Annotated in this window: 14 protein-coding genes; 8 read left to right on the forward strand and 6 right to left on the reverse strand. The window is 55.0% G+C overall.

Features of this window, described 5'->3' with window-relative positions; genetic code table 11:
- Positions 1–224: 224 nt before the first annotated feature.
- From BLU05_RS10040 to BLU05_RS10055, 4 genes are all read left to right on the forward strand, one after another.
- Positions 225–2,174: an AI-2E family transporter gene (locus BLU05_RS10040; RefSeq protein ID WP_091879641.1), complete on the forward strand. Its 1,950-nt coding sequence runs from the start codon at positions 225–227 to the stop codon at positions 2,172–2,174.
- A 254-nt stretch (positions 2,175–2,428) separates the two neighbouring features.
- Positions 2,429–2,620, forward strand: coding sequence for a CsbD family protein (locus tag BLU05_RS10045; RefSeq protein ID WP_091879642.1), 192 nt, complete (start codon positions 2,429–2,431; stop codon positions 2,618–2,620).
- 121 nt (positions 2,621–2,741) lie between these two features.
- On the forward strand, positions 2,742–3,548 hold the full coding sequence (locus tag BLU05_RS10050; RefSeq protein ID WP_091879644.1) for a transglutaminase-like domain-containing protein: 807 nt from the start codon (positions 2,742–2,744) through the stop codon (positions 3,546–3,548).
- A 67-nt stretch (positions 3,549–3,615) separates the two neighbouring features.
- Positions 3,616–3,858 carry a DUF768 domain-containing protein gene (locus BLU05_RS10055; RefSeq protein WP_091879645.1) on the forward strand — a complete coding sequence of 81 codons (243 nt, stop codon included), beginning with the start codon at positions 3,616–3,618 and terminating at the stop codon, positions 3,856–3,858.
- Here BLU05_RS10055 and BLU05_RS10060 read toward each other — a convergent pair.
- The 4 genes from BLU05_RS10060 to BLU05_RS10075 all read right to left on the reverse strand — a co-directional run bounded on the left by BLU05_RS10060 (position 3,855) and on the right by BLU05_RS10075 (position 9,879).
- The gene (locus tag BLU05_RS10060) at positions 3,855–7,106 is read right to left on the reverse strand and encodes an error-prone DNA polymerase (RefSeq protein ID WP_091879647.1); all 3,252 of its coding nucleotides are present in this window, start codon (positions 7,104–7,106) and stop codon (positions 3,855–3,857) included. The genes BLU05_RS10055 and BLU05_RS10060 overlap by 4 nt on opposite strands.
- Positions 7,106–8,662 carry a Y-family DNA polymerase gene (locus BLU05_RS10065; RefSeq protein ID WP_091879648.1) on the reverse strand — a complete coding sequence of 519 codons (1,557 nt, stop codon included), beginning with the start codon at positions 8,660–8,662 and terminating at the stop codon, positions 7,106–7,108. The genes BLU05_RS10060 and BLU05_RS10065 overlap by 1 nt, the downstream gene beginning before the upstream one ends.
- The gene (locus BLU05_RS10070; protein WP_091879650.1) at positions 8,571–9,356 is read right to left on the reverse strand and encodes an ImuA family protein; all 786 of its coding nucleotides are present in this window, start codon (positions 9,354–9,356) and stop codon (positions 8,571–8,573) included. The genes BLU05_RS10065 and BLU05_RS10070 overlap by 92 nt, the downstream gene beginning before the upstream one ends.
- Positions 9,357–9,450: 94 nt before the next feature.
- On the reverse strand, positions 9,451–9,879 hold the full coding sequence (locus BLU05_RS10075) for an Lrp/AsnC family transcriptional regulator (protein WP_091880232.1): 429 nt from the start codon (positions 9,877–9,879) through the stop codon (positions 9,451–9,453).
- Positions 9,880–10,001: 122 nt separating this feature from the next.
- On the opposite strand from BLU05_RS10075, the gene BLU05_RS10080 reads away from it, so the two are divergent.
- From BLU05_RS10080 to BLU05_RS10095, 4 genes are all read left to right on the forward strand, one after another.
- A complete protein-coding gene (locus tag BLU05_RS10080) occupies positions 10,002–11,105 on the forward strand; it encodes a saccharopine dehydrogenase family protein (RefSeq protein ID WP_091879651.1) in 1,104 nt (367 codons plus the stop codon).
- A gap of 213 nt (positions 11,106–11,318) precedes the next feature.
- Positions 11,319–12,338 (forward strand): ABC transporter substrate-binding protein, encoded by a 1,020-nt coding sequence (locus tag BLU05_RS10085; protein ID WP_091879653.1) that lies wholly within the window; start codon positions 11,319–11,321, stop codon positions 12,336–12,338.
- A 13-nt stretch (positions 12,339–12,351) separates the two neighbouring features.
- Positions 12,352–13,203, forward strand: coding sequence for an ABC transporter ATP-binding protein (locus BLU05_RS10090; RefSeq protein WP_091879654.1), 852 nt, complete (start codon positions 12,352–12,354; stop codon positions 13,201–13,203).
- Positions 13,200–13,991: an ABC transporter permease gene (locus tag BLU05_RS10095; RefSeq protein WP_091879656.1), complete on the forward strand. Its 792-nt coding sequence runs from the start codon at positions 13,200–13,202 to the stop codon at positions 13,989–13,991. Before BLU05_RS10090 ends, BLU05_RS10095 begins: the two co-directional genes overlap by 4 nt.
- Before the next feature lie 36 nt (positions 13,992–14,027).
- Here BLU05_RS10095 and BLU05_RS10100 read toward each other — a convergent pair whose 3' ends face one another.
- Positions 14,028–15,320 carry an MFS transporter gene (locus tag BLU05_RS10100; RefSeq protein ID WP_091879657.1) on the reverse strand — a complete coding sequence of 431 codons (1,293 nt, stop codon included), beginning with the start codon at positions 15,318–15,320 and terminating at the stop codon, positions 14,028–14,030.
- A gap of 83 nt (positions 15,321–15,403) precedes the next feature.
- On the reverse strand, positions 15,404–16,654 hold the full coding sequence (locus tag BLU05_RS10105) for an aminopeptidase (protein WP_091879659.1): 1,251 nt from the start codon (positions 16,652–16,654) through the stop codon (positions 15,404–15,406).
- Positions 16,655–16,672 lie beyond the last annotated feature (18 nt).

The raw sequence follows: 16,672 nt of genomic DNA on the forward strand, positions 1-16,672 counted from the left end.
GCCTCTCTCCTTTTGAGCGGTCCGTTATTCTGAAAACTTCCGATATCGGTTTTTGTTCCGGGGCATTGCAGCCTCTATTTCGGACCGTCTGATCGCAAGACGATGATTTTGTCCGCTTTGCAGCGATGTCAGCATGGCTGATGCAACCAAATTCAGCCGGCTTCGTTTCAGTGGCGTGTTTCAAATGGAGAGGGATTGTATGATTTCGGGGGAGTGGGGCGATTATGCCGTCTGAAACTACGCGGAAGACTTCACCTCGCGCGGTAGAGCGCGTCACGCAAAAATCAGTTTATGCGCCCACTCAGGCTGAGATTGACGGGCGAATGCAATTTCCGCCCGTTATTGTTGCCATTGCCGTGATTGGTGCGCTCTATTTTGCCCGGGATATTTTGGTTCCGCTTGCGTTGGCGCTGCTTTTAACCTTCGCCCTGTCGCCTTTGGTCACTTATCTCCATCGCTTCGGAATTCCAAAAGTTCTGTCGGTTATCAGCGTTGTGCTGACCGCCTTTATCGCAATATTCCTGTTTGCCACAATTGTGGTTGGTCAGTTGACAGTGCTGGCGCAGAATTTGCCAAGTTATCAGTATAATATCGAGGCGAAGATCCGGACCATCAAAGATGCTCAGTCGGGCAACGGTGTTTTTGATCGCGGCGTGCGTATGTTCAAACGCCTTGGCGAGGAAATTGGCCGGTCCGATGAAGTGGAGCGGTTTGCTGCCAATAATAACGATCAAAAGGCCCAGCCGCCGCAAAATGTAGCACCGGCGGACCAGCAAAACCGGCCGCCTCTGCGCAAGGACGATCCCGACAAGCCCGTTCCGGTGGAAATTCGCTATCCTGCGCCTGATCCCCTGCAATTGCTGCAAACCGTTGCCGGACCCTTGATCCAGCCATTGGCGACGGTTGGCATTGTCATTGTGTTTGTCATCTTCATGTTGCTGCGACGCGAGGATTTGCGTGATCGCTTTATAAAACTCGTGGGGGCCAGCGATATTCATCGCACGACGACAGCCTTGCATGATGCGGGCAAGCGTGTCGGCCAATATCTCCTGATGCAGTTGGTCATCAATATCTGCTTTGGTGTTCCGATCGGGATTGGTCTTTGGCTTATCGGTATTCCCAATCCCATGCTTTGGGGTCTTCTGGCAATTGCGCTGCGCTTTGTGCCCTATATCGGCCCATTCATCGCCGCGTCTTTCCCGCTTATTCTTGCACTGGCGGTCGACCCCGGCTGGATGCTTTTATTGTGGACCGCTGCCCTGTTCATCGTTCTGGAACTCATCAGCAACAACATTATGGAGCCTGTGCTTTACGGTTCAAGGACCGGGCTCTCGCCGGTTGCCATTCTGCTCGCGGCCATTGTCTGGACCTGGATATGGGGTCCTATCGGGCTTCTTCTTTCCACCCCACTGACGGTCTGCCTCGTCGTGCTTGGTCGCCATGTGCCGCGCTTCGAGTTTCTCGATGTGCTGCTCGGCAACGAGCCTGTGCTGCTGCCGCCACAACAGCTTTATCAGCGGTTGTTGTCAGGCGATCCTGATGAAGCCACGGAGAAGGCAGAGGATTATCTCCAGTCGTCACCAATCAGCGATTATTATGTATCGGTTGCTGTGCCCGCACTGTTTCTCGCCGAACACGACCGGGGGCGGGGTGTGCTGGATGCGTCCCGTCGCGGCAGGGTTGTACAGAGCATGATACGCCTCGTTGAAAACCTGTCCGATCATGAGGATATGGAAGAGGAAGCAGAGGAGGGTGCTACAAGTGCCGAACCTGCAAAAGCAAAGAACGATACAACCAAAAAACCGAAGACGATCATCTCGGCGGGCGGGCGTGGCAATCTTGACGATGCAGCGGCAGTCATTGTCGGCGACATTCTGGAGCGGCAAGATTTCGATGTTCGTGATATTACCCATGATGAACTTGAGACCGTCAATATCGATAAACTTGATCTGACGGATGCGAGCGCTGTTTATGTCAGCTATCTCAACACGTCTTCCATAGCGCATGCCCGCTATCTCGTTCGCCGTATCCGGCGGCGCAACGCGCGCATTAAAATCATCATTGGTTTCTGGGCGGAAGATTCTGGGAATGTCGAGGGTGAAAAGATCGTTGGGTCGACCAAAAATTGCTATTTTTCCTCGTCCATCAAAGAAGCTGTGGCTTTGATCGCCTGATGATCCGGGCATTTGCAGAAAGCAATGACTTGATGGGAACCAAGACAATTCTGTGACGTTTCAAATTAGCTGATCACATGGTGGTCGGTACGTTCAGAACCCGGTGCCTGTTCCCCCGTGGGCGCCGGGTTTTCTCGCATAAAAAATTCATATTTCACTTTGTTTTCAATATCTTGAATATTTCTTTGGTCGTTGGAACCTGATGCCAATTGGGCCGTTTAGAGTGCGTGAACAAACACGCAAGGAGTTCCCCGATGGGTAGCACAAGTGACAAGATTTCCGGACTTGCAAACAAGGCAGCCGGTAACATCAAACAGGCAGCCGGCAAGGCGACAGGTTCCACGAAGCTGCAAGCCGAAGGCAAGGCTCAGGAGCTGAAGGGCGATGCCCAGCAGGTGAAGGGCAAGGCCAAGGATGCCGTCAAGAAGGTCGTTGACCGGGCGTGATCGCCGATATGATTTAACGTTCTAACCGGCTCGTCATCGAGCCGGTTGCTTTTTGTCTGATAGTCTGTCGTCTTGAACATCATTCCAAAAATAATAATCCAATATCTTGAGGGGCCTGCTGATGAGACTGAGTGTCGGGTGTGAGTTGAGTTTCGATTTCGCGCAGGAAACGCCCCTGATTGCCATTTTGAATGTGCATCATTCGCGGGTGGATGACATTGAAGGCATTGAGACATTTGAGGCGACACTGGGCTCCAGCGTTGATGGTTATCACGACCAGTTCGGCAATTGGTGCAATCGTATCCTTGCCGCGCCGGGTCCATTCACCTGCTCGACCAATGCGGTGGTTCATGACAGCGGCATGCCTGATCCGGTTGTTCTAGATGCCGTTCAGCACCGGGTACAGGACTTGCCCGCTGAAACTTTGGTCTATCTTCTGGGCAGCCGCTATTGTGAGACGGATGTATTGAGTGAGGACGCATGGCGGCTTTTCGGCTACACGCAGGAAGGCTGGCCGCGGGTTCAGGCGGTTTGTGATTATGTCCATAATCACATTACATTCGGCTACGAGTTTTCCAATCCGACACGCACCGCTGCATCGGGCTATTGGGAAGGCCGTGGCGTTTGCCGGGATTTTACCCATTTGGCGGTGGCATTTTGCCGGTGCCTCAATATTCCGACCCGCTATTGCACTGGCTACATCACCGATATTGGCGTCCCTCTGCCGCACTCCACTATGGATTTCTGTGCCTGGATGGAAGTTTATCTGGGCGGACAGTGGCATGCATTTGATCCGCGCAACAACAAGCCGCGCATAGGGCGCGTGAAAGTAGCACATGGACGGGATGCAGCGGATGTTCCGCTGACCAATGTTTTTGGTCCAAATGTGCTGACCAAGTTTACGGTTTGGGCAAAAGAAGCAGTGTGATATTCTGCTTTTTTCGCAACCTTCTCCGCCGCCGACAGTTTTGACTGGAGGTATATAGGAGGACAGCATGAGCCAACGTGCGATTGATTTCGTCAATAATTGGATTGAAGCCAATGTCCACGCCACACGACCGGCGGATATGGCGCATCATGATCCAAGGCCAAAACAGCTTGTAGCCAAATGCACCGCCGATGCGGAGGCAGCCGGTATTTCGAGTGAAGAAATACTTGATGGTATTGGTGATCTGGAGATTTGCATGATCACCGCCATTGATCGGACCGCCTTGGTCAAAGGCCGTAAACAGGCCTAATGAAAATCCCGGGATTTGGGTAGGATGCGCACATTGCGTGGATGGCGAGCTCTTGATTGATCGGGAACCGGATGCACCACTTCGTCGCCCCGAGATACGGGCAAAGATGGCAATTGCTCGGAAAGACGGTAAAGGTCAGCTGTGCGATCAATCAGCTTGCCAGCAACGATATGCGTTACGTTATCGCTGCTTTGCACGACACCCTCAATGAGGATGAGACGGGAACTCATGACTTCCTTGCGATAGATGCGCATTATCTTTGACCAGACGATGATATTGGCAATGCCGGTTTCATCCTCGATTGTCATAAAGACGACGCCCTTAGCACTGCCCGGCCTCTGCCGAACAGTGACAACACCGGCAAGTTTGACGCGCTTTTTACTGGTCATGGACGTCGCCTGTTTGCAGGTCACCACGCCTTCAGCGATAAGAGATTCACGCAGAAACTGCATGGGGTGGCCCTTGAGCGAGAGCCGGATGGATTCATAATCGGCAATGACATGCTCGGCCATTTGCATTTGCGGCAAGCGTGTTTCTGCTTCCTGTGCCAGTTCGTTGGTTTCCGCAATTTGAAATAGGGGTAGAGTTGTGTTGTCTGGAAATCTGCGAACAGCCCAGAGTGCTTCGCGCCGGTCGATACGAAGCGAGCGAAAACAGTCTGCATCGGCAAGCAGGACAAAGGCGCGGCGTTCCAGCCGTGTCATGCGGCGCACTTCTTCGATATCCACATAAGGCCGCATCCGCATTTTGCAAATCTCCTCCGCCCAAGCCTTAGAGAAGCCGTCGACCTGTCGAAAGCCCATGCGCATCGCGAGTTGGTTATTGGTGTCTTTTTCCAGCGTATTGTCCCACTCACTAAAATTGACATCGACCGGAAGCACTTTTACCCCGTGTTCTCTTGCATCGCGGATAATCTGAGCCGGGGCGTAGAAACCCATGGGCTGGGAGTTCAGCAGCGCGACAGCGAAAACTTCCGGGTGATGACATTTGATCCACGAGGAAATGTAGACAAGAATGGCGAAACTCGCCGCGTGGCTTTCCGGAAAACCATATTCGCCAAAGCCTTTGATCTGGTTGAAACAGTTCTGCGCAAAGGTGCGTTCATATCCCCGACGCACCATGCCTTCGACCATCTGTTCCTGCATTTTATGAATGGTGCCGCGATTGCGAAATGTAGCCATGGCGCTGCGCAATTTATTGGCTTCATCAGGAGTAAAGCCCGCCGCCTCAATGGCGATGCGCATAGCCTGTTCCTGAAACAGTGGAACGCCAAGGGTTTTTACCAGAACATTTTTCAGTTCGTCCTTGTCGCCATGCTCAGGAGACGGGGAGGGATAATCAACTTTTTCAATCTCATTTCGACGGCGCAGATAGGGATGAACCATATCGCCCTGAATGGGGCCAGGACGCACAATAGCCACCTCGATGACCAGATCATAAAATTTCTTCGGGCGCAGCCGCGGCAACATGTTCATCTGGGCACGGCTTTCCACCTGAAACACACCAAGGGAATCGGCTTTGCAGAGCATGTCGTAAACCCGAGAATCCTCTTGCGGGACAGTCGCAAGTTCGTAGCGTTCGCCGCCTTTATGCAGATGAATGAGATCAAAAGCCTTGCGGATGCAGGTCAGCATGCCGAGTGACAGCACATCGACTTTCATAATCCTGAGGGTGTCGATGTCATCCTTGTCCCACTCGATAAAAGAGCGATCTTTTTTGGCTGCCGGACCAATGGGAACAGTTTCATCCAGCCGTTGCTGTGTCAGAACAAAACCGCCCACATGCTGCGAGAGATGGCGGGGGAACCCCATAAGCTCCGTTGCCAGTTTGACGGCGCGGCGGATCATGATGTTTTCAGGATCGAGTCCCGCTTGGCGCACCTCATGCTGCTCCACGGTTGTACCCCAACTGCCCCACACCGTATTGGCAAGGGCAGCGGTTACATCTTCCGTCAATCCCAGCGCCTTGCCGACATCACGGATGGCGCTGCGCGGGCGATAGCTGATGACAGTCGCGACAATGGCGGCGCGATGTCGACCATAGCGCTCGTAAACCCATTGCATGATTTCTTCGCGCCGCTCGTGTTCGAAGTCGACATCGATATCGGGTGGTTCCTTACGCTCTACTGAAAGAAAGCGTTCGAAAAGCGCATTGCCGTTGGTGGGATCGACAGCGGTGATATGCAGACAGTAGCAGACTGCGGAATTGGCGGATGAACCGCGTCCCTGACACAGGATGTTCAATGACCGCGCATGGGTGACGATATCATGCACTGTCAGGAAATAGGGTGCATATCCAAGCGTTCCGATCAGCGTCAGCTCCTTGTTCAGGAGGTCGCGGACCATATCAGGAATGCCTTCAGGATAACGTTTTGCAGCTCCTTTCCACGTCTCGTCGACCAGATGCTGCTGTGGCGTTTTACCCGGTGGTACCGGTTCATCCGGATAGAGATATTGCAACTCACCCATGGAGAAGGTGATCGGTTTGACGAAGCGCGGGACTTCCTCAAGGGCAGAGCGGAAATGCCGGAAAAGATGCTGCATCTCCTCCTGTGATTTCAGATGTCTTTCCGCATTCTGTTCCAGTCTTCGTCCCGCCGTATAAATGGTCACATGCTCGCGAATGCAGGTCAGCACGTCCTGCAAGGGACGACGGGAGGGGGTGTGGTAGAGCACATTGTTGACCGCCAGCAGAGGAACGCCAGCAGCAACCGCTGTTCGTTCCAGCCGCTCACCGTAGCGCCGGTCAGCCCCTTGATAGGGCATGGCGAGCCCAAGCCAGACGCAGCCCGGCGCTACCATGGCGAGTTTTTTCAGCAAAGATCCGAGGCTTTTATCGGGGTGTGCCGGAGGCATAACCACCGTCTGGAAATCCTTGGCGTGCAAGAGGAAGTCCTCAAGCTCCAGATGGCACAGGCCTTTGATTTTTGCCCGCTCTTTGCCTTCACTTAAAAGACGGCAAAGCTGGCCGTAGGCTGTGCGGTCGCGCGGGTAGACAATCAGATCGGGGGTGCTGTCGGTAAACATCAGCCGGCAGCCGATAAAGAGGTTGAGCTTTACGCCTTCTTCCTCCGTCAGTTCCTTATGGGCCTTATAGGCGCGCACCACCCCAGCAAGCGTGTTGCGATCAGCAATGCCAATGCCTTCAAGGCCCAGCAGGGCTGCCGCTTGTACCAGTTCTTCCGGCTGTGACGCGCCTTCGAGAAAGGAGAAATTGCTGGTGACGGCAAGCTCCGTATAGCTCGCCATCACGCAAAGAGCCCGTGCAGATACCAGCGCGGTGTGGTCTGGCCGCGCTCATACAGGCCCTCGCGAAACACCCAGAAGCGATGGCCCTGATTGTCCTCAAGCCGATAATAATCCCGTGTCAGGGCACCCGCATGTTCACGCCACCATTCCGGTGCGATGCGCTCCGGTCCTTCAGCCAGAACAATATTGTGCCTGATTTTTCGCCAGACGAATTGTGCCGGGGCACCATCAGGAACCCCGGCCATGGTTTCGATCCGCTCCGGCGGCTGAAACAGACGGATCGGGCGCTCAGGTGGTTCGCCCGGATGATGATCCGGTGTCCATTCAACAGGCGGGGTTGTCGTCGTCTGCGATGCAGGTTCCAGTGAAACGGCGCGTTCGGGAATGTGTGTATCGACGGGGTGCGGGCGCAAGACCCTGTTCGTGCCGAGACGAATGGAGAGCCGGTCGATCAGGCTACCGATTTCCTCGGTTTCCTGAACATTGTTGTCGAGGCTTTTCTGAAGTGTCTGCGTTCGCTCGACCCGTACGGCAGCGAGGCGGACAATATCAAAACCGTAACCGGCATCAAGTGGTTCAGACAGCGTGGACAGCCGCTCTTTCAACAGTCTGAACAGGGTCTTGGTATCAACAACCGGCTGTCCCGCCTGAATATTGATACGCCTGACATGGCCATCGACGCGGAAAAAGGAGGCCTCGATTTCCCGCGCGCCATCGACGCGCTGTTGCAACTGTCTGAAGAGTTCGTCGCCCAGCGCATGAAGCACAAGCTCAACCGATTCCATGACGATCAGCGGCTCGGCCATCCGTCGCTCGACCATACAGACTGGCACAATGCGCCGAGGGGAGATCGGTTGGTTCGTGTAACCGAAAAGCGCATCCAGACGGTCAATCAATTCGGAGCCGAAACGAGCAGCAAGGGCCGCGCGCGGGAGAACTTCGATATCACCAACACTGCGCAATCCCGCCCGTTTCAATCCGGCCAGATGCACGTCTTCGATATCGAGACTGACGAGACGCAAACGGCGCAATTTCTCGTTGAGTGATGCGTCCTCAATCACACCACCCGGCGAATGACGGGCAAAGGCATGGGCTGCGGGAGCGTTGCCAGCAATGGCGGAGCGGACAATCATGCCATGCTGGTTCAGGCGCTGGTGGATGTCTTTCCGCATCGTCTCTTCGTCACCGAAAAGATGCACGCAGCCTGAGATATCGAGTATGAGCCCATCAGGCCCATCAAGTGCCACCAGCGGCGTGTAACGGTCGCACCAGTCGGCCAGTTTTTCCAAAAGGACTGCATCCTTGCGCGGCGAAGCGAAGGCAATATCAAGCTGTTCGAATTGCGCACGGGCATCGGTCAAAGCCATGGTCTTATATAATCCTGCCTTGGTGGCTCTCTCATCGAGTGCAGTCAACCGCAGGGCATTGGCCACCTTGTCGACCACGATCAGAAACTGATCGGATTTAGCCCGTTGCGGATTTTCGCGTTTGAGGCGGTCGGTGGGCAGGTGTAGAAACCACAGCGCCAGAAACCGGTTCGATCTGTCTGAAAACATGATCATCACTCTCCCATTGCAGGATCCAATGGCCTGTCATGCCCTGCCTGTTGCGGATAAGGGTTGCGTCAAACACCGGGTGCCCGGGTGCGTTGGCACCACTCGACTGCGAAGGCGCAGAGCGGATTATCCAGCGGGTCACGGCGGAATTGTCGATAGGAACGGCGCCCAGCCGGAGAAGCAAGGCAGGCACATCCGTCTGCTGGGCAGTAAGCAGCAATTTTCGGGTGGCGGTGAGGTCAAGGCACTTCGGATTGCTCCACGGTGCAATGATGACAGCGCCAGTTCCCCTGATGCCAAGACTGTCCGATGCGGCTTTCAGAACATCCTGTGGTGACGAGCAACGCACGATCACAAGGCGTTCCGGGTCCAGTCCGAGATTTTTTAGCCCCGGCGCATAGGGAAAGCCATGTTCCTGAGCTGCAAAATCTTCTTCGAGCCAGATAACAGGGCTTTGACCAGAAGAAGAGCGCAAGGCAAGGGCGATGACAAATCCGGTTGCTGCTCCTGCATCATTCATTTCAGCTGAAAAGACCTCGTGCAGGGCTCCCCGTTGCAGGCCTTTGCCAAGCACTTTGTCGATGCTTCTGTCGCCAAAACCAAAGGCGCTGCGCTGCGCATGCGCTTCCAGCGCATCTCGCTCGCTTAAAGACGCAATGTCGCGCCGCAACGCCGTAAGGTCGACGGTTGTCACCACGGTTTCCCCTGAATGTTCATGATATGTTCTATTATGGAATCCATTGAGGCAAAGAGTCAAGCGGACTCTGACGCAGCGGGAATTCTGTTTTTTAGCGGTCGATGCGTGTGGATAGGATAATGGAAGAAATGGTGCGCTCCACGCCTTCCAGCGCGCCGATCTGGTCCAGCAGGGTGTCAAGTTCACTGATTGATGGAGCCTCAAGAATGACGATCATATCATACTGCCCGCTGACCGAATGCAGGGTGCGCACCCAGGCAATCTCGCGCAAAGCCACTTCCACCCGCTTGGCAAATTTGGGCAAAGCCGTCACCAGCACGTGAGCCTTGACCAGATCGCGCTCATATTCGGGCGAAAGCAGCACGCTGTAGCCGCGAATCATGCCGCGTTTTTCCAGCCGCTCTATCCGGCTTTGCACGGTGGTGCGCGAAACGCCCAGCCTGCGGGCAAGGTCGGCAGTGGAGGCGCGGGCATTCTCGCGTAGCAGGGAAAGCAGGGCGTGATCGGCATCTGTCAGCATAATGTCAAACTCATACGGCATATTGACCAAAAATAGGGTGGCATATCGTCAGTTTACACGCTTCATTTCGCCGAACAAGAGTGGAATAATAGTGAAAGTTCTGAAATCCTGAGGGGAATCACATGAAAGAGATCGTCATTGTCGGTGCAGGCAAAATCGGCGGAACAATCGCCAACCTGCTCGCAAACACCGGAGATTACCGCGTTACCGTCGTCGACCGGGCCCAGGCACAGCTTGATGCTCTCGAAGTTTCCCCGCTCGTTGTTACCCGTTGCATTGAAATCGGCGAAGAGGGTGCACTTGAAAAGGTTCTTGCCGGCAAGTTTGCTGTGCTGAGTGCTGCTCCTTTCCACCTGACCACACGCATTGCCCAGGCTGCTGCTTCATCGGATGTGCATTACCTTGATCTGACCGAAGACGTTGCCAGCACCCGCATCGTCAAGCAGCTTGCCGCAACGGCAAAGACCGCTTTCATTCCCCAGTGCGGCCTGGCTCCGGGCTTCATCTCGATTGTTGCCAATGATCTGGCCAAGCGCTTCGACACGCTGGAAAGTGTGCGTATGCGCGTCGGCGCTCTGCCGCAGTATCCGTCCAATGCGCTTAACTACAACCTTACCTGGAGCACGGATGGCGTCATCAACGAATATTGCGAGCCATGTGAAGCCATTGTCGATGGCGAGTTAACCGAAGTGCCGCCGCTCGAAGAGCGCGAGGAATTCTCGCTCGATGGCGTAACCTATGAAGCCTTCAATACATCAGGTGGTCTTGGCACTTTGTGCGAAACACTCCTCGGCAAGGTTCGCACCCTGAATTACCGCACGATCCGCTATCCCGGCCATGCGGCCATCATGAAGGCTCTGCTCAACGATCTTGGTCTGCGTGACCGCCGTGATGTGTTCAAAGATATCCTTGAGAATGCACTGCCTTCAACGATGCAGGACGTTGTGGTGATTTTCGTAACAGTCAGTGGCCGCAAGAAGGGCCGTCTGTTGCAGGAAACCTATGCCAACAAGGTTTATAGCGGTCACATTGGCGAGATGCTCTATAGCGGCATCCAGATCACCACGGCTTCGGCTATCTGCGCCGTTCTCGACATGCTGGCCAATGGCGATCTGCCGCAGCAGGGCTTCCTCAAGCAGGAAGACATTGCGCTTGATGCCTTCCTCGCCAATCGCTTCGGCAAGGCCTATGCGCAGGCTGACACAGCAGGCCGCCTCGTCGCCTGATCGTTTCATCTGACCGCACAGATTAAAATCCACGCGCTGGACCCTGTGTCCGGCGCGTTTTTTGTTGCGGTATTTCGTCCATTTCCTTGCCTTGCGCTTCTGGAATCCGGGTGGTAGCGTTTTGAAAACATGTGAAAACAGGTGGACATCACGCGGATCGTCAAGGCGTTTCGATCGTCTTGTGAGCTGGAAAGTGATGCCGGGAGGAAGACAATGGAACGGCGTGAATTTCTTGCGGGCGCAACAGCACTGTCGATGCTGGCTGCGTCAAACACCAAGCTTATGGCACAAACAGCCGGGGCACTGGAAAAGACCAGTCTGACGCTGGGTGTTGGCGGAAAGCCACTTCTTTATTATCTGCCGCTGACCATTGCCGAGCGCCGCGGTTTCTTTAAGGACGCTGGACTTGACGTGACAATCAATGATTTTGGTGGTGGCGCCAAATCCTTGCAGGCGCTGGTTGGCGGTTCTGTCGATGTGGTGACGGGTGCCTATGAGCACACGATCCGCATGCAGGCCAAGGGGCAGGACGTCCGTGCCCTGTGCGAGCTTGGCCGTTTTCCCGCCATTGTCATCGCCGTGCGCAAAGAATTGGCTGACAAAGTTAAGTCTCCGGCGGATTTTGCCGGTTTAAAGCTTGGTGTGACAGCGCCGGGTTCGTCGACAGCGCTGACTATTCAATATGCGATGGTCAAGGCTGGTCTGAAAGCCAGCGATGCGCCGCTGATCGGTATTGGTGGTGGTGCCAGCGCCGTTGCTGCAATCAAGCAGGGTCAGGTGGATGTGATCTCGCATCTCGATCCTGTCATTGCCAAGCTTGAAGCCGATGGTGATATCAAGATTCTTATCGATACACGGACCGAGGAAGGCACGCGTGCCCTGTTTGGCGGCTCCAATCCAGCGGCTGTTCTCTACGTGAAAAAGGATTTTGCGGACGCCAATCCCAACACCTCGAAAGCGCTGGTGGGTGCCTTTGTCAAATCTCTGAAGTGGTTGCAAACAGCCTCGCCGGAAGAGATTGCCGATAGTGTTCCTGCCGAATATCAGCTCGGTGACAAGCCGCTTTATCTCAAGGCGATTGCCAATTCGCTGCCCACCTATTCGCTGGATGGTATTCTTCCCATGGAAGGCATGCAATCCGTTCTCAATACGTTGAAAATCCTCGATCCTGAATTTGCCAATGCTACGATCGACCTTGCTGCGACCTATGATGACCGTTTCATCAAGGGATAGGGCATAAGGAGCGATGACCATTGCAGAAAAGAACACAGCAGAGCTGAACGAGACGCAAGACGCCAACGCCGTCGAACTCAATGGCGTCCATATCGCGTTCAGCCTGCCAGATGGCGGCATCTATGAGGCCGTTGGCGAAACGAATCTCGTGGTCAGCGACCGGGAGTTCGTGGCGATTGTCGGCCCGACTGGTTGTGGAAAATCGACATTGCTCAATGCAACGGCAGGTCTTCTTAAACCCGCGCAGGGACAGGTGAGGACATTCGCCAAGCCTCTGTCCGGATTGAACAAACATGCGGGCTATCTCTTCCAGCAGGATTCACTGATGCCGTGGAAGACAGCCATAGATAATGTGGCTATCGGGCTTGAGGTATCAGGCACATCGCGGCGCGAGGCACTGGAACAGGCACGTATCTGGCTTGGCAAGGTTGGGCTATCCGCCTTTGCTGATCGCTATCCGCACATGCTGTCGGGCGGGCAGCGCAAGCGCGTCGGGCTGGCGCAGGTGCTGATCCGTCATCCGAAGATATTGTTGATGGATGAGCCATTCGGGCCGCTGGATGCGCAGACGCGGCTGATCATGGGTGATCTCCTGCTCAGCCTCTGGTCGGCGGACCGCAAGGCGGTGATGTTCGTTACCCACGATCTTGATGAAGCGATAGGGCTTGCCGACCGGGTGATTATCATGTCGGCGGGGCCTTCCTCCCGCATTATCGGGAATTATACGATCCCGCTGAAACGGCCGCGCAATATGGCTGATATCAAATCAGAGCCGCAATTCCATGAAGTGCACCGCGAGATTTGGAATGCACTGAAGGAGGAAGTTCTCAAAGGCTACCGTCAAACCGAAGAGGTGCAGTCATGAACAGGCTGACGCTCATAAGTCTTCAGGTTCTTGTCGCCGTTGTCGTTCTGGTCTTCTGGCATATTGCATCGACAACAACGTTGATCGGCAATCCGAAAACCATCAGTTTCTTTTTCGCAGAACCTCTCGCTGTGGGTAAGCGCATGGTCCAGTGGTTCATGGAAGGGTCGATCTGGTATCATCTTGGCATTACACTGACTGAAGCGGCACTGGCCTTTATCATCGGCTCGCTGGGCGGCGTAATCATCGGATTCTGGTTTGCCCGCAAGCCTTTGCTGGCAGCGGTGTTTGATCCCTATGTCAAGGCTGCCAATGCCTTGCCGCGTGTTGTGCTTGCGCCGATCTTTGCGTTGTGGCTGGGTCTCGGCATCTGGTCCAAGGTGGCGCTCGGCGTGACGCTGGTGTTCTTTATCGTGTTTTTCAACGTCTATCAGGGCGTCAAGGAAGTCAGCCCGGCGGTTCTTTCCAACGCCCGCATGCTCGGCATGAACGAGCGGCAGTTGCTGCGCCACGTCTATATGCCCTCAGCCCTGTCATGGATGTTTTCATCACTGCACACATCGGTTGGCTTTGCCGTGGTTGGTGCGGTGGTGGGCGAATATCTCGGATCGGCGGCGGGTCTGGGTTATCTCATCCACGAGGCCGAAAGTGTGTTTGATGTCACTGGCGTTTTTGCCGGGATGTTTGTGCTGATGGGGTTTGTCATTCTGGTGGACTGGCTGGTGACGCTGGTCGAAAACAGACTGCTTGTCTGGCGGCCCAAAACCTCGGTTATTTCCAACCGGTGAGATGACCGCCACCGCATCGCGGTGACGGTCTTATATTCAAATGATGGCCGTAAGATCTGTCCCACGCGTTTCCTTCGACAAAAGCACGCAGATAATGCCGGGAACGACCATAACCGCCGCATAGATAATCACCGCATGGGGCGAGCCTGTTGCGCCAAGCAGCAGCGTTGCAATCAGCGGCGCGACCGAGCCGCCAACCACCGAGGCCACCTGATAGCTGATGGACATGGCCGAATAACGCACATGGGTCGGAAAGAGTTCGGTGAAGAACGGCGCCATGCTACCAACGATAATGCCATGAAAGGTCAGGGTGAGCAGTGTCGCTTGCAGGACCAGTTGCGGATCGGCGCCATGCGGCAGACTGAACAGATAGGCACCTGCAGCCAGACCACCAACAAGCCCCAGCAGCATCAGGGGTTTGCGGCCAAAGCGATCCGAAGCATAGGCCGCCGCCATGATCACGACTACTTCCAGAATTGATCCCCAGAACAGTGCCCCTACACCCACTGACCGGGCAAGTCCAAGAAACTGGACGGTGAGAACGAGAAAGAACGTTGTAAACAGATAGAACAGCGTGTTCTCGGCAGTCTTGACCAGAAACACCTGACCCATGGGCTTGCTGAAATTTTTGAAGGCTTCCGACAGTGGTGCGGCCGGTACGGATTTGCGCTTTTCAACAAGCTCGATGAAGGCGGGCGATTCTTCCACCTTGCGGCGCATCCAGAAGCCGAGGACAACCAGAACTATCGAAAACAGGAATGGCAGGCGCCAGGCCCAGTCGATAAAGGCCTGTTCGCCAAGGCGCAGGGTAAGAAAACTGATAGTGGCTGCTGCCAGCACGTTTGCGGCTGGTCCGCCCACCATCGGAAAACTGGTCCAGAAGCCACGCTGTTTGCCTGGCATGGATTCGGCGACAATCAGCAGCGCTCCAGTGGCCTCGCCGCCAACGGCAATGCCCTGAAAAATCCGCAGCAACACCAGCAGAACCGGTGCGAGAACGCCAACGGACGCGTAGGTTGGCAATAGGCCCATGGCAAAGGTCGAACCGCCCATCATGGCAAGGCTGACCACCAGCGCATTCTTGCGGCCGATGCGATCACCAAGCACACCGAAGATGATACCGCCGAGCGGGCGGGCGATGAACCCGATGGCAAAGGTGCTCAGCCCCAGCAGAATGCCGATTGCCGGATCGGCAGTCGGAAAGAACGCCTTATCAAAAACCAGCACCGCGCATGTGGCGAAAATAAAGAAATCATACCATTCGATGATGGTCCCAACAGCGCTGGCAAAGAGCAGCCGTGCGCGTTTTCCGAATCCGTCCTGAGCCATGAATTTTCCTCCCAAGGTATTATTATCCCCGGGAGGTTCTATCGGCTCATTTTGTAACCATCAACGCATGCGGTTAGGGCTTCTTAGGCCCATTCGCCCTTGCGCATGACGGGCACGGCGCTGCCATCCTTGTTGATGCCGTCAACGTCAACTTCGCCAGAGCCGATCATCCAGTCGATATGAATGAGGCTCTTATTGCCGCCACGCGCTGCGACTTCTTCGGGCGAAAGCTTGTCGCCATTGACGAAGCATTTGGAATAGCACTGGCCAAGCGCAATGTGGCTTGCTGCGTTCTCGTCAAACAGGGTGTTGAAGAACAAAAGCCCCGATGCGGAGATCGGCGAGGAATGCGGCACCAGCGCCACTTCGCCCAGACGGCGGGCACCTTCATCGGTGTTCAGCACCTTGTTGAACACTTCTTCACCGCGCGAAGCCTTGGCTTCGATGATTTTGCCGTCTTCAAAGCGAACCGAAATGTTCTCAATCAGCGTGCCCTGATGCGACAGCGGTTTAGTGCTGGAAACATGGCCGTCAACGCGCAGAACGTGCGGTGTTGTAAAGACCTCTTCGGTCGGAATGTTTGGATTGCAGGTGATGCCGTTCTTGGCGGTGGAAGCGCCGCCCTGCCATTGATGTTCATCGGCAAGACCAACAATAAGATCGGTACCCGGTCCCTTGAAATGCAGGGAAGCAAAATTAAGGCCGTTCAGCCATTCCCGCCGTTTGGCCAGCACCGCATTGTGCTCCCGCCATGCACTGACCGGATCATCAATATCAACACGCGAAGCGGCAAAGATGGCATCGGCTAGCTTAGCAATGGCTGTGTTCCCGTCAAGATCCGGGAAAACCTGCTTCGCCCAGGATGGATTCGGATACGAAACAATGTTCCAGTTGACGTCAAAACCGGCAATTTTCTCCAATGCTGGCTGATAAGCCTTCGAGGTCGCCCTGTTGGCACGGGCAACCTTTTCAGGGTCTTCCTGTGAAAGCAGCATCGGATTGTCACCGGCAATGGCAAGGCGTGCGGTGTTCGATGAAAAGGCCTTGGCCATTCCCTCATAGAGCCATGTGGCGGCATGGTCGAAGCTCTCCGCCGGCGCATGACGATAGCGCATCAGCGTCGCTTCTTCGTCCGTATAAAACGGCGTTACCAGACCGGCGCCCGCCTTGTAGGCATGCTCGGTAATGCGGCGTACCAGGGGCAAGGCAGCCAGCGGTGCTGTGATCAAAAGATCTTGCCCCGCCTGCAGCTGCAGACCGATCTTGACGGCGACTTCTGCCAGACGGTCGAGCTTGACGGGATCAACGGGATTTATTTTCGCGGATAAGGTCATGACGGTTCCAGAATGTCA

Source organism: Phyllobacterium sp. OV277, assembly GCF_900104355.1.
Lineage (GTDB): Bacteria > Pseudomonadota > Alphaproteobacteria > Rhizobiales > Rhizobiaceae > Phyllobacterium.